Origin of the sequence: Streptomyces sp. NPDC001502 (assembly GCF_042894785.1) — a bacterium.
In the GTDB taxonomy this organism is placed as follows: Bacteria; Actinomycetota; Actinomycetes; order Streptomycetales; family Streptomycetaceae; genus Streptomyces; species Streptomyces kutzneri.
The window spans coordinates 173,132-185,629 of the sequence record NZ_JBIAVW010000005.1; the positions used below are offsets into that span (position 1 = coordinate 173,132).

Consider the following 12,498-nt stretch of genomic DNA (forward strand, 5'->3'; position numbering starts at 1 on the left):
CGCGGAGCCGCAGAGCCGCAGGGAGACCGGGGGCCGGTCAGAGTCGGTCGGCGAGGGCCTTGAAGTCGGTCCAGGGCAGCTGGGGGGTGCGCGCGTCCCACACCTTCTGGGAGAGCGCGGCCAGCGGAGCCTGGATGCCCGCAGCCACCTGGGCCTGGGTCTGGGCGCCGGACAGGTCGCTCCAGATCGCGAGGCGCCCGCCCAGGATCTGCGGCCCGTACGAGGCCGGGACGGGGGTCGTGCCGCGCAGGACGAGCGGGGTCCACTGTTCGTAGATCCGCTTCCCGGTGGGGTACGTGAACTGGTTGGGCTCCCCCAGCACGTAGTAGAGGAACTCGTCGTTGAGGTTGACGAGCTTGCGGCCCTCGCGCAGGTACTCCAGCGGCGGCCGGGCGCCGTTCTCCTTGCCGGTCCAGTACTCGACCTGGATGTCCTTGGCGGCGCTCGTCACCCCGCCCGCGAAGAACCCGTCGTTCCACGCCTTGAGCGCCTTCCCCGACGGCCGGACCACGTCGGCGCGGTCGTTCAGCCAGCCCGTCGCCAGGTCCTGGACCCGGGCCGAGGGCCCGTACCGCTGCTGGGCGGCACGGGCGAGCTGGGGGAAGGAGGCCTGCGGGTCGCGGTAGACCAGCGCCTGGTACTCGTCGGCGCCCAGGTGCCAGGCCCCGCCGGGGAAGAGCGGAATGTACTCGCGCAGCAGCTCGTCCACCAGCTTGGCGGACGCCGGGTTCGATATGTCCACGGCCCCCTTGACCGCCCGCCCCTGCGTGTCGCGCAGCTGGAGGTCGGGGTGGGCTCGCAGGACCGCGCCGAGGTGGCCGGGCGAGTCGATCTCGGGGACGACCGTGATGTGCAGCCGGGCGGCGAGCGCCTTGATCTCGCGCACCTGGGCCTTGGTGAGGTGCGGGGTGGAGACGATCTCGGGGTGCGTGTCGGACTGGATGCGGAAGGCCTGATCGTCGGAGAAGTGCAGGCCGAGCTGGTTGAGCTTGAGATCGGCCATCTCGCGCAGCCGGTCCTCGATCCAGTCCGGGGAGAAGTACTTGCGGGCTATGTCGAGGTTGAGGCCGCGCTGCGGCTTGGCGGGGGCGTCGCGCACCGTGCCCTCGGGAGCCGACCCGGCCCTCTTGACCGCCTGCTTGAGGGTGCGCGTGCCGTAGAAGACCCCGGCCTGGTCGGGGCCGTTGATCCGGACGCGGCCGTCCTTGACGTCGAGGGTGTACGACTCGGGCCCTCCCGCGGCCCCGGCGTCCAGGGACAGCTCCACGTCCCCGGCCCGCGGCGCCGCCGATTCCCCGTATCCGATGCGCAGTTCACCGGCAAGCAGCTTGGCCTCGTCGGCGAGCGCGGCAGTGTCGTCCGGGGCGACGACCACCCGGGCGTCGGGGGTGGGCTTCCAGCCGGGGCCGCGGGCGGGTACGTGCTCCCGTACCGCCGGGATGGTGCGCGGGGCGGTGGACAGGGGGTAGGACGGGGTCGGTGTGGGGGTGGGGGCGGCTTCGGCCGGGCGCGCCGCCGTCGCGGAGGAGGCGGCGGAGGAGTCGGCGGGGCCGCGGGCGCGCGCCTCGTCCGAGGCGGCCGTGCAGCCCGGGAGGGCAAGGGTGACCAGCGCGGCGACCGTTGCCGTCGCGATGGTGCGGACCCTCGTGTGCCGTCTCGGTGTGCTCATCATGTGCCCGTGTCCCCCGTACCAACGTGGCACGGGGGACACGGGCGCGCGACCCGGCGGCCTCGGGCGGTCTCAGACGAGGGCGTCCCGCGCGGCGGCGGCGAAGCCGTGGTCCTGGTCGGGGGCGCCGCCGCCGACGCCGATGGCGCCGACGAGGCGGCCGTCGCGGTGGACGGGCAGGCCGCCCGCGATGAAGAGCAGGGGCCGGTCGAGGGCCGTGGGCAGGGTGTGGAAGGGGCCGCCGGGCCGGACGGCTTCGACGAGGTCGGCGGTGGGCGCGTTCAGCTGGAGCGCGGTGTAGGCCTTGCGGGTGCTGGTCTCGCCGGAGATCAGGACGGCGCGGTCGTCGCGGCGGAAGGCGAGCAGGTGGCCGCCGGCGTCGAGGACGGTGACGCTGACCGTGACCCCGGCCGCTTCGGCGGCAGCGTTGGCGGTGGCGACGAGCAGCTCGGCGTCCTCCGTGGTCAGGGGGGCGACGGCGGTGCGGGTGGGGGTGGAGGCGGGGGCGGACATGCGGTGTTTCTCCTTGCGGGCGGGGGTGCGTGCGTACGGGGGAAGGGGGTGGGTCAGTGGTGGGCGGGGACGGCCACGGCGGCCTCGGATGCCTCGGATGCGCCGGCCGCCACCACGGCCGTGCCCCGGACGCCGCGGGCCGCGCGCCGCGTCGTACGGCGTTCCAGCGCGCCGGAGACGAGGGCGAGCACCAGGGCGGAGGCGGCCAGCGCCGCGCCGACCCAGTTGGGGGCGGTCCAGCCGAGTCCGGCGGCGATCACCAGCCCGCCGAGCCAGGCGGCGAGGGCATTGCCGAGGTTGAAGGCGCCGATGTTGACGGCCGAGGCCAGGGTGGGCGCCCCCGCGGCCTGGTCCAGGACGCGCTTCTGGAGCGGCGGCACGGTGGCGAAGCCGAGGGCGCCGATCAGCACGAGGGTGACGGCCGCGCCGGCCTTGGTGTGGGCGGTGAGCGTGAAGACGGCGAGGGTGACGGCCAGGGCGCCCAGGGCCACGTACAGCATCGGCATCAGCGCGCGGTCGGCGTAGCGGCCGCCGATGAGGTTGCCGGCGACCATGCCCAGGCCGAACAGGACGAGGAGCCAGGTGACGGAGGAGTCGGCGAAGCCGGCCACGTTGGTCATCATCGGGGTGACGTAGGTGATCGCGGCGAAGACGCCGCCGAAGCCGAGGACGGTCATCGCCATCGCCAGCAGTACCTGGACGTTGCGGAAGGCGGCGAGCTCGCGGCGGATCCGTACCCCGCCCTCGGGCCGGGGCAGCTCGGGTACCAGCCGGGCGATACCGAGCAGGCCGGCGACGCCGAGCGCGGCGACGATCAGGAAGGTGACGCGCCAGCCGAGGGTCTGCCCGACGAACGTGCCGAGGGGGACGCCGACGACGTTGGCGACCGTCAGTCCGGTGAACATCATGGCGATCGCGCCGGCCTTCTTCTCGGGGGCGACGAGTCCGGCGGCGACGACCGCGCCGATGCCGAAGAAGGCGCCGTGGGCGAGCGAGGCGACGACGCGGCCGGCGAGCATGACGCCGAAGGCGGGGGCGAGGGCGGAGAGCACGTTGCCCGCGATGAAGAAGCCCATGAGCAGCATCAGCATGCGCTTGCGGGGAATGCGGGTGCCGAGCACGGTCATGAGGGGCGCGCCGAGGACGACGCCGAGGGCGTAGCCGGTGACCAGGAAGCCCGCGGTGGGGATCGAGACCCCGTACGTGCCGGCGACCTCGGGGAGCAGGCCCATGATCACGAATTCGGTGGTGCCGATCCCGAAGGCCCCGACGGCGAGGGCGAGGAGTGCGAGTGGCATGGGGGGAGGTGTCCTTCAGGGGAGGGGGTGGTGCGGGGTGCGCGGGCGACGGCGTGATCGCGATCGAGGGCGATGGAGAGCGATCGGGGGCGATCCGGGGCGATTGATTGCTATCGCCGCTTGCATGCGTCCACATTAATTGCAGACGCGGGATATTTGCAAGCGCGGGCTATTGCGCATGTGGACTATCCTGGTGGTCAGACACCCCAGCCCGGGACGCTTCGACGGAGGAGCCCATGACGGCCGCGGACAGCGCGCTCACCGCCCTCTCCCAGGGCTGGTGCGCCCTCTCCCTCCTGCACGGACGGATCGAGGCGCACATCGAACGGGCCCTGCAGGCCGGCCACGGCCTCAGCGTGCGCGAGTACTCACTGCTCGACGTCCTCAGCCGCCAGCACAACGGCCCGGGCGGGCACCTGCGGATGCACCAGGTCGCCGACTCGGTGGTGCTCAGCCAGAGCGCGACGACCCGGCTGGTGAGCAGGCTGGAGGACCGCGGCCTGCTGAACCGCTACATCTGCGACACCGACCGGCGGGGCATCTACACCGACGTCAGCGAGGCGGGCCTGACCCTCCTGGCCGCGGCCCGCCCCACCAATGACACCGCCCTGCGCGAGGCCTTGGACGAGGCCTCGCGCACACCCGAACTCGCCCCGCTGGTCACGGCGGTGGAGAACCTCCGGGGCTGACCACCTGGGACGTGCATGCCGACTCCACCATCCGCCGGCGGTTGCCGGCCGTACGACGGTGCCGCGTACGGCCGGGGCGTGGCGGCCAAGTACGAGGAGGGGAAGCCGACTTCGGCGCTGCGGTAAGAGGTGAGGGCTCGCGGCGCGCGCAGAACGCAGCCCGGTACGGCCAGCGCGGCCAGATGGTCTTCGAAGAGGGCGTCGACGGCTACGTGCCTACGCCGGCAGCCTGTACGACAACGTGGAGCGGACCCGGACGAAGCTCACCTCGACGATGATCAGCTGCGGGTCGACCAACCTGCGGGACTTCCACCGTGATGCGCTGCTCGTACCGGTGTCCGCAGAGTCGTTCAAGCAGACAGGTGCCGAGGTGCAGCTGCGCCGGCCCACCATCGACTCCGGAGAGTGATCCGACCGGCTGCGGGCCGCGACCCTGATGAGGGTCGGGGCACGGGGCCGCGTCGCGAGGCTTCCCCCAAGCCCTGCGGGCCTGGGGACAAGACACCCCCTGGTGCTGTGACCGGCAGGGTTTGCCGGTCACAGCACTAGCGCGGGGCGGAGCTCGACGGTGGCGAGGGCGTGACGATGCCTCCCCGCGCGGCGGACGGGCTCGCCGACGGGCTCGCCGACGGGGGCTGCGACCCCGAAGCCGTCGGTGAGACCGGGACGGACGGGCTCACCGACCCGCTGGGGGGCGAGGACACGGATGGGGTCGGGCGCCCGGATCCGGAGGGGCGCGGGCCGGGTGACGTCGGGTCCTGCGGGGACGGGCCGGGGGCCGTGATCCGCGGCGGGGTGGCCGGCAGCCCCGGGCCGGGCGACGGATCCGGGGCGAGCAGCAGATAGCCGATCCCGGCGGCCGCCGCGGCCGCCGCGGCCGCCGCCAGGCCCGCCAGCGGCAGCGCGAACCGCCGCAGCCCGGCCATCGGCAGCCGTCCCGGGTGCGCCCCCGGCGGCTCCGCGGGCCGCAGCCGGCGGACGTCGATGCTGTCCGCGCGCGCGTCGAGGGCCTGCCGCAGCCGCCGCTCGACGGGGCGCTCGGTGAGGCGTTCGCCGTCACGCGTCATATCCGTCCCTCCAGAATCCGTTCCAGGGCGTCCAGACCGCGGCTCGCGTTGGACTTCACCGCTCCCCGGCTGATCCCGAGGGTGGCCGCGATCTCCGCCTCGCTGAGATCGGCCCAGTACCGCAGCACCAGCACCTGGCGGCGGCGCGGCGTGAGCCGGCCGAGCGCGGCGAGCACCTCGCGGTGGGCCTCGTCCAGGACCACGTGGTCCTCGGCGGACGGTATGTCGGCCGCCGCCGGCGGGGTCCAGGCCCGGACGGTACGCCGGCGGCGCAGCACCGAGCGCGAGGTGTTGACCACCGCGGTGCGCAGGTAGCCCAGCGCGTTGTCGACCTCGGTGATCTGCTCCCCGTGCCGCCGGTAGAGGGCGGTGAAGGCGTCCTGGACCACGTCCTCGGCGGTGGCCAGGTCGTCGACGAGCAGCACCGCGAGCCGGACCATCCGCAGCCGGTGCGCGTGGTAGAGCTCGGTGACGGTGGGTGGCCGCTGGTCGCCGTGGGCCGTGTGGTCGTACGGGGACGAGGAGCCGTACGGGGACGAGGAGCCGTACGGGGAGCCGTACGAGCCGTACGAGCCGTACGACCGCGGGGAGACGGGCGGGGCGGAACGCTCCCCGCGCAGCAACGACCAAAGGCCCCGCCACGCCCGGCCGAAGCCGGGCGTGAGGGGGCCGACGGGTGATGCGAGTCGGAGCACGGGATTCCTCAGCTGTTCGCGCGGCGCCGCACGGCGTACAGGGCCCCCGCGCCGGCGAGGACCAGACCCGTGGCCCCCGCCCCCATGGCGATGGTCGTCGCCGAGGAGCCAGTATGCGCGAGCTCCGCCGCACCGGGTGCGGCGGCGGGCTCGGAGGGCGACGCGCTGGGCCTGGTGCTCGAACCCGGAGCCGGCGTGACGACGCCGGGGGCCGCGCTCGGGGACGCGCTGGGGGCCGCGCTCGGGGACGCGCTCGGCGGGGTGCTCACCGACGGGGAGGGCTTGGGCCCGCCCGCCGTGGGCGAGGCGCCGGCGGGCACGCTGACCGACGGGGAGGGCGTGGCCGAGCTGCCGCTCGCGGCGAAGGCGGGACCGGCGAGGGCGACGGCCACTGCGGCGGCGGCAGCGGTGAAGGCCGTCCGGCGGAAGGCCAGGGGGACACGCTTCAGGTTCTTCACGGTGGTTCTCCACGGTCAGGTCGGGGACGCGGGACTGCGCCCTTCACCCCCGCACGACGCGCGACCCCCGGGGAGGTTGCCGCCGTTCCCGAAAAACTTTCCGACCGGTTTGCGGGAGCCCGCCCACGACCCTCTCCAAAGCCGTGGCCAGGGTGGCGATGCCCTCCTCGATCTCTCCGGCCGAGCCGGCCGCGTAGCCGAGGATCAGGCCTGGCGGGCCGGGGCGGACGCGGTGCCAGGACAGCGGGTGGGTCTTGACCCCCAGGGCCAGGGCCGCCGAGGCCAGGGCCGTGTCGTCGAAGCCGGCGCCGTCGAAGGTGACCATCAGGTGCGGCCCGGCCGCCGCGCCGTGCACCCGGGCGCCGGGCAGCAGCTCGGCGACGGCCCCGAGCATGGCGTCGCGGCGGCGGCGGTGGCGGCGCCGGACGTAGCACAGGTGCCGTTCCAGTTCGCCCAAGTCCATCAGCCGGGCGAGGACCAGCTGGGCGAGGACCGGATTGCCGAGGTCGGCGTAGCGCTTGGCGGCGGTCACGGCGTCGCGCAGGCGCGGCGGGACCAGCAGCCAGCACAGGCGCAGGGCGGGGGCGAAAAGCTTGGACACGCTGCCGGCGTAGCAGACCGCCTCGGGCAGCAGGGCGCGCGGGGCGGGGACGGGGGCCCGGTCGTAGCGGTGCTCGGCGTCGTAGTCGTCCTCGATGACCAGTCCCCCGGCGGCCGCCCGGCCGAGCAGGTCGCGGCGGCGCTCGCCGTCGAGGACGACCCTGCCTGGGCGGCGCTCGCGCTGGGCTGCGAGGCCGCCTTCACCCTGCTCGCGGTGCCGGTGCTGCGCCAGCACGGGGCGTGGGGGGGGTGTCCGTGCACGCGGTGTGGCTGGGCGCGCTGATGCTGGCGGGGCTCGCGGTCGCCTTCGAGAACCCCGCCGGGCTGTCGTCGCTGGGTGGGGCCCAGTGGGCGGCCGCAGGCTACCTCGCCGTCCTGGTGACGGCGGTGGCCTTCCTGCTCCGGTACCGCACGGTGGCCACCGTGGGCGCCGGCCGCGCCGGCCTGCCGGCCGGGATCGCGCCCCTGGGCCGCGGCCGGTGCGGGTGTCCTCACGGGCAGCGGGGTCCCGGGCCCGGCGGTGTGGCTGGGCCTGCTGGTGGTGATCGCGGGGGCGGCGGCGGCCTGCGTCCGGACCGTGCACCGCGGGAAGGCGCACGGGCACCGCGGACCGGGCGGGACTTCGCCGACAGGCCCTGAGCCCGACGTCGCGACGCGGGCCCGTCGGACGGCGTCCCGGTCACGCCTGCTCCGCCGGCGTGAAGTCTGCGGTCAGCCGCTCCCGCTCGCGTACCGCGGCCTGGACGTCGTAGGTCCGCAGGACGGGCTTGCGCAACCGGTCCTGCTGCCAGACGTCCCAGACCCGGTACTCCGGTCTGCGGTCTTGGGCCTTGCAGTCGTCGTAGCAGTAGGCGATGCAAGGGCCCACGTACGCGGCGGTCGCGAAATCGGAGCTCGTCGCGAGACGTGGGGAGTTGTGGCTGGAGACGGGGAAAGAAGCGCACGAGCGTACTGGCTCGCGCCGTGCGCCACGGCAGCTCCTCGACCGGAGGAACCCAGGAGTTGATGGACCGGCCATGGCTGTCGGCCTCCGGAGCGTGCCGGACGCCCGCGTCCCACGCGAGGTCCGTCTCCGTCATGAGCCCGGTGTGACCACCAGTCCGTGAAGAGGGAACCCGTCCACGGCCCGCGCCGAGCGGCCGTCGCTCGCCCGGGGCAGCGGCACATTCGCCGGCCCGGTCCGCAGACCCCTCACACGCTCCGGCGCGCGTAGCAGAAGAGGTGCTCCTCCGGGCCCGCCCGGTCGTCGGCGGGCTGGAAGTGCGCGGTGTGGTGGTGCAGCACCTCCAGGCCCAGGCCGGCGAGTCTGGCCAGGTGGTCCGCCGTGGAGAGGCTGCTGACGGTGACTTCGTGGCCCATCCACTCGATGTCCAGACCTCGGATGTCCCCCGGCACCGTGGCCATCACGAAGTACCCGCCCGGCGCGACCCAGGACGCCATGCGGTCCAGCGCCCCCGCGACCTCCGGCTGGTCCATCACCAGCAGCGGGAAGAAGGAGCACACCGCGTCGAAGCCGGCCCGCTCGGGGGTGTAGGTCCGGACGTCGGCCTGCTCGAAGCGGGCCTGCGGGACTCTGGCGCGGGCCAGTTCGACCATGGACGCCGAGACGTCGATGCCGGTGACGGCGCAGCCGGCCCGGACCAGCGTCTCGGCGGTGGGCCGCCCTGTGCCGCTGCCCACGTCCAACACCCTTGCTCCGGCGGGCAGTCGGCCGGTGAGCCAGTCCAGGGCCGCCAGTTGGCCGGGAACCCGCCCGAACACCTCCTCGTAGCGCTCCCCCAGATCGTCGAACACCTCTGCCGCCGACTTGCGTTGACTCATCGGGCCGCCCCTTCGCCTCCGGAGCACCACCGTACCGGCGCGGTGCCGTGGCAGGCGACGGTCCCCGTTAGGATCTGAGATCAGTGATCATCAAGGGGGAGCCCATGTCCAACACCGACGACGCCGTACTGAGACCGCTCGGTCCGGGGGATCCGCAGGAGATCGCCGGTTACCGGCTGCTCGCGAAGATCGGCGAAGGCGGTATGGGTTCCGTCTACCTCTCGCGGACCCGCGGGAACCAGCCGGTCGCCCTGAAGGTCATCCGCCGCGAGTTCGCCCAGGAGCAGGACTTCCGGGTCCGCTTCGAGCGCGAGGTGCAGGCGGCCCGCCGCGTGCAGGGCTACCACATCGTGCCGGTGCTCGACCACGACACCAGTGGTGAACAGCCTTGGCTGGCCACCGCGTTCGTGCCGGGCCTGGCGCTCGACGACGCCCTCGCCACGCACGGCCCGCTGCCGCTGCCCGCGGTGTTCCAGCTGATCGGCTGCACGGCGCAGGCCCTGCACTCCATCCACGCCGCCTCGGTGGTGCACCGCGACCTCAAGCCGAGCAACATCCTGCTCGGTTCGAACGGCCCGTGGGTGATCGACTTCGGTATCGCGCGGGCCACCGACACCACCCAGCTGACGCGCAGCGGCGGATTCATCGGGACGCCGCAGTACATGTCCCCCGAGCACGCGCTCGGCCGGACGGTCACCGCGGCGACCGACGTCTTCGCACTGGGTCTGATCGCGGCGGTCGTCGCCACCGGCCGCCACCCGTACGGCGACGGAGGGGGCCTCTCGATCGCCGCCGCGATAGCCAATACCCCGCAGCAGGCGCCGGACCTGAGCGGCTACCCGGAGCCGCTGCGCCAGCTGCTGGAGCGCTGCCTGCACTCCGACGCCGCACAGCGGCCCACCCCGGCCGAGCTCGCCGAGTGGTGCGGCCGGGCGGCAGGCCGGGAACTGCGTGACTTCGACGGCTGGCTGCCCGCGCCGCTGGCCGCGGAGATCGCCCGGCGCGAGCGGTCCGCGCAGGCACAGGCCCAGACGCCGACTCCGTCCCCGACGCACGCCCCGGCACCCGCGCACGCCCCGGCTCCGCCCGCCTACGCGCCCACGCAGGCGTCCGGGCCGGTCCCCCCGGCGTACGCGCCGACGCAGGGCCCGGGCCCGGCGGGCGGCCCGCACCCGCCGCTGTACGGCGCGCCCACCGCCGCGCCCGCCTACGCCGCCCCGGCCTACGGCGCACCGGCCGGACCGGCCGTCCCCGCCCCGGCGGCGGCGCGGCGCAGCCGTGTGCCGCTGGTCGTCGGCGCGGGTGTCCTGGCCGTCGCCCTCGCCGCGGGCGGGACCTGGTATCTCACGCGTGAGGACGGCGGCGGCGCGAAGCAGACCGCGGGCGACAGCAAGGAGAAGACGGCGGACGCCCCGAAGGACGCGGCGCCGGCGGCGCAGTCCGGTGGCTCGACACCCTCCGCCTCGTCCTCGTCCTCGCCCAACGCCTCGCCCTCCGGGCGCACCTACACCGCGGTCTTCAAGGACAAGCCGTTGAAGCTCCTGGCGCCCAGGGAGTTCGGCAAGTACAACGACGTGGACCTGGACTTCCCCAAGGTGGCCACGACCGGCGAGATCAACTCGTCGGACCAGGAGCTGACGATGGGTTACGACGGGGTCCGCACCTCGACCTCCTTCGGCAAGAGCAAGGGGCCCACCCCCGAACAGTGCGAGACCGGGGCCGCCACCGACCCCATCCCCAACCGGCTGCGGGAGGCGGACGTCACCGGCGCGGACAGCACCATCGTCCAGGGCGACCTGTTGTGCACCGTCACGTCCAAGGGCAACCTGGCCATGGTGAAGATCGTCAGCCTGGAGCCCTCGACCGACAAGAACTACACGGTCCCGACCTACATCACCGAAGTGACCCTCTGGAAGCGGTAGGGCCCGGCCGCGGGCCGGCGTGAGCCGGGTGTGAGCCGGGTGTGAGCCGGGTGTGAGCCGGGTGTGAGCCCGACGGGCCGGCCCGGCCCACCTGCAGCGGCGTGTTCCCCTCACACGGAACGTTCCATGCAGACCAGCCGGTCCCGCTCGTCCCACGAACCGGTGACGGTGAACCCGAGCCGTTCGTACAGGGCGATCGCGCCTGCCCGCCACTGCCACACCGAGAGCCGGACCGCATCGAGGCCGCACTCCTCGGCATGCGCCAGCGCGGCGCCGACGAGGCGGCGCGCTATGCCCAGCCCGCGGAACTCCGGGGCCGTCCAGAGCCTCTTGACCTCGGACCGCCCGTCCACGGGGGCGGCCACCACCAGGCAGCTCACCGCGGTGTCCCCGATCGATGCCAGCAGCACGGCATCGCGGGCGAAGGCCAGCTGCGGATCCGTGATCTCCGCGCGGTAGCGGTCGGGCAGTGCGTCCGCGCCGGCGACGGCCTCGCCCTTCTCCTCCTGCGTCCGCAGGTGGTAGGCGGTCAGCAGCCCGGCCAACCCGTCCTGGGCACAAAGGTCACGACCCGGCCGGCGGACGATGACAACCTCACGTGGTTCGCTCACGCGGGGAGCATCGCATCCCCGTGCACACCCTCGGGCGGCGGGGCCGAGGGCGGGGCCGCGGGCGGGGTCAGGTGGAGGCGGGTACGAGGACGACGGCCGTCCCGTACGCGCACACCTCGGTCCCGACGTCCTGGGCGTCGGTGACGTCGAAGCGCATCATCAGCACGGCGTTGCCGCCGCGCGCCTTCGCCTGCTCGATGAGCCGGTCCATCGCCTGGTTCCGGGTCTCCACCAGGGTCTTGGTGAGGCCCTTCAGTTCGCCGCCGATCATCGACTTCAGGCCCGCGCCGATCTGGCTGCCCAGGTGGCGGGAGCGGACGGTGAGGCCGAAGACCTCGCCGATGACGCGCTCGACCCGGTAGCCGGGGACGTCGTTGGTTGTCACGACGAGGACGCCGCTCTCGTGTGCGCCGGCGCCGCCGCCGTAGTCATCGATACCCATGGCACCCACTCTCGCGCGGGCCGCCACCGCCCGCACCCTGGGGCGCACGGCCGCGCACTCCGATAGGACAAATTGGTCATATCGGGTTAAACGACGGTGAGCCACCGGGGCTACCCTCCCCGCCCTCGTCATAGTCGTCCCTGGCAACCGCCTGGTTGCCGCCCCGTGCCGCGCGTCGCGGCCGGGTGGATGTCTTCGTAGAGGAGCCGGCTCATGCTGAAGCCCACCAGAACCACCCTCGCTCTCGCCACCGGCAGCCTGGTTCTCGGTCTGGTCGGAGCGGGCGCCGCCGTCGCCGACGACGGTCCGGAGAACCTGCCGCCGCGGGAGATCGTCGTCGGCGGAGGGTCCGCGGAGCCCGGTGTGTATCCCGAGAAGTACGTCATCGGCAAGGTCGTGTCGAAGGGCCCGCTGACGGTCCGCAGCAAGCCGAGCACCCACTCGCAGTCCCTCGGCCACGTGTACCCGCACAGCAAGGTCGAGATCGAGTGCAAGAAGTACGGTGACAAGGTCGACGGCAACCGCATCTGGTACCGCCTGGCCGAGAAGAACGGCGACTGGGAGCACGACGCCCAGGCACCCAAGCGCGCCTACGACAAGGAGCGCTGGGTCTCCGCCCGCTACGTCAAGAACCTCTCCGAGGTGAAGTACTGCCGCTGACCCGGTCCCGGTCGGTCGGCCGGTAGCCAGGCAGGCGGGTAGTCAGCCAGGTC

The 12,498-nt window shown here is 73.8% G+C and carries 15 protein-coding genes and 1 pseudogene; 5 read left to right on the plus strand and 11 right to left on the minus strand.

Annotated elements, in window-relative coordinates; all coding sequences use genetic code 11:
* Positions 1-37: 37 nt before the first annotated feature.
* The 3 genes from ACFY0D_RS10365 to ACFY0D_RS10375 form a co-directional block, all read right to left on the minus strand.
* On the minus strand, positions 38-1,669 hold the full coding sequence (locus tag ACFY0D_RS10365; RefSeq protein WP_390797914.1) for a glycoside hydrolase family 20 protein: 1,632 nt from the start codon (positions 1,667-1,669) through the stop codon (positions 38-40).
* 72 nt (positions 1,670-1,741) lie between these two features.
* The gene (locus tag ACFY0D_RS10370) at positions 1,742-2,182 is read right to left on the minus strand and encodes a heme-binding protein (protein ID WP_390797915.1); all 441 of its coding nucleotides are present in this window, start codon (positions 2,180-2,182) and stop codon (positions 1,742-1,744) included.
* A gap of 53 nt (positions 2,183-2,235) precedes the next feature.
* Positions 2,236-3,480: an MFS transporter gene (locus ACFY0D_RS10375; protein WP_390797916.1), complete on the minus strand. Its 1,245-nt coding sequence runs from the start codon at positions 3,478-3,480 to the stop codon at positions 2,236-2,238.
* Positions 3,481-3,716: 236 nt separating this feature from the next.
* Between ACFY0D_RS10375 and ACFY0D_RS10380 the strand changes: the two genes are divergently transcribed.
* Positions 3,717-4,169, plus strand: coding sequence for a MarR family winged helix-turn-helix transcriptional regulator (locus ACFY0D_RS10380; protein WP_390797917.1), 453 nt, complete (start codon positions 3,717-3,719; stop codon positions 4,167-4,169).
* Between the two features lie 241 nt (positions 4,170-4,410).
* Positions 4,411-4,578: a hypothetical protein gene (locus ACFY0D_RS10385; RefSeq protein WP_390797918.1), complete on the plus strand. Its 168-nt coding sequence runs from the start codon at positions 4,411-4,413 to the stop codon at positions 4,576-4,578.
* A gap of 136 nt (positions 4,579-4,714) precedes the next feature.
* Here the strand turns inward: ACFY0D_RS10385 and ACFY0D_RS10390 are convergent, their stop codons facing one another.
* The 4 genes and pseudogenes from ACFY0D_RS10390 to ACFY0D_RS10405 form a co-directional block, all read right to left on the minus strand.
* A complete protein-coding gene (locus ACFY0D_RS10390) occupies positions 4,715-5,236 on the minus strand; it encodes a hypothetical protein (RefSeq protein ID WP_390797919.1) in 522 nt (173 codons plus the stop codon).
* Positions 5,233-5,931: an RNA polymerase sigma factor gene (locus ACFY0D_RS10395; RefSeq protein ID WP_390797920.1), complete on the minus strand. Its 699-nt coding sequence runs from the start codon at positions 5,929-5,931 to the stop codon at positions 5,233-5,235. Before ACFY0D_RS10395 ends, ACFY0D_RS10390 begins: the two co-directional genes overlap by 4 nt.
* Before the next feature lie 8 nt (positions 5,932-5,939).
* Positions 5,940-6,389 carry an LPXTG cell wall anchor domain-containing protein gene (locus ACFY0D_RS10400; protein WP_382544197.1) on the minus strand — a complete coding sequence of 150 codons (450 nt, stop codon included), beginning with the start codon at positions 6,387-6,389 and terminating at the stop codon, positions 5,940-5,942.
* A 136-nt stretch (positions 6,390-6,525) separates the two neighbouring features.
* Positions 6,526-7,158 (minus strand): annotated as a pseudogene (locus ACFY0D_RS10405) (PLP-dependent aminotransferase family protein); the annotation flags it as partial.
* An 80-nt stretch (positions 7,159-7,238) separates the two neighbouring features.
* Here ACFY0D_RS10405 and ACFY0D_RS10410 point away from each other — a divergent pair.
* On the plus strand, positions 7,239-7,628 hold the full coding sequence (locus ACFY0D_RS10410) for a hypothetical protein (RefSeq protein WP_390797921.1): 390 nt from the start codon (positions 7,239-7,241) through the stop codon (positions 7,626-7,628).
* A 40-nt stretch (positions 7,629-7,668) separates the two neighbouring features.
* Here the strand turns inward: ACFY0D_RS10410 and ACFY0D_RS10415 are convergent, their stop codons facing one another.
* Both ACFY0D_RS10415 and ACFY0D_RS10420 read right to left on the minus strand, forming a co-directional pair.
* Complete coding sequence (locus ACFY0D_RS10415) at positions 7,669-7,857, minus strand: hypothetical protein (RefSeq protein ID WP_390797922.1); 189 nt, start codon at positions 7,855-7,857, stop codon at positions 7,669-7,671.
* A 323-nt stretch (positions 7,858-8,180) separates the two neighbouring features.
* Complete coding sequence (locus tag ACFY0D_RS10420; protein WP_390797923.1) at positions 8,181-8,810, minus strand: class I SAM-dependent methyltransferase; 630 nt, start codon at positions 8,808-8,810, stop codon at positions 8,181-8,183.
* Positions 8,811-8,914: 104 nt separating this feature from the next.
* Between ACFY0D_RS10420 and ACFY0D_RS10425 the strand changes: the two genes are divergently transcribed.
* On the plus strand, positions 8,915-10,732 hold the full coding sequence (locus ACFY0D_RS10425) for a serine/threonine-protein kinase (RefSeq protein WP_390797924.1): 1,818 nt from the start codon (positions 8,915-8,917) through the stop codon (positions 10,730-10,732).
* 110 nt (positions 10,733-10,842) lie between these two features.
* Here ACFY0D_RS10425 and ACFY0D_RS10430 read toward each other — a convergent pair whose 3' ends face one another.
* The gene (locus ACFY0D_RS10430; protein WP_390797925.1) at positions 10,843-11,343 is read right to left on the minus strand and encodes a GNAT family N-acetyltransferase; all 501 of its coding nucleotides are present in this window, start codon (positions 11,341-11,343) and stop codon (positions 10,843-10,845) included.
* A 67-nt stretch (positions 11,344-11,410) separates the two neighbouring features.
* The gene (locus ACFY0D_RS10435) at positions 11,411-11,785 is read right to left on the minus strand and encodes a YbjQ family protein (RefSeq protein ID WP_030717675.1); all 375 of its coding nucleotides are present in this window, start codon (positions 11,783-11,785) and stop codon (positions 11,411-11,413) included.
* Positions 11,786-11,998: 213 nt separating this feature from the next.
* Here ACFY0D_RS10435 and ACFY0D_RS10440 point away from each other — a divergent pair, with 213 nt between their 5' ends.
* Positions 11,999-12,445 carry an SH3 domain-containing protein gene (locus ACFY0D_RS10440; protein WP_390797926.1) on the plus strand — a complete coding sequence of 149 codons (447 nt, stop codon included), beginning with the start codon at positions 11,999-12,001 and terminating at the stop codon, positions 12,443-12,445.
* Positions 12,446-12,498: the final 53 nt, after the last annotated feature.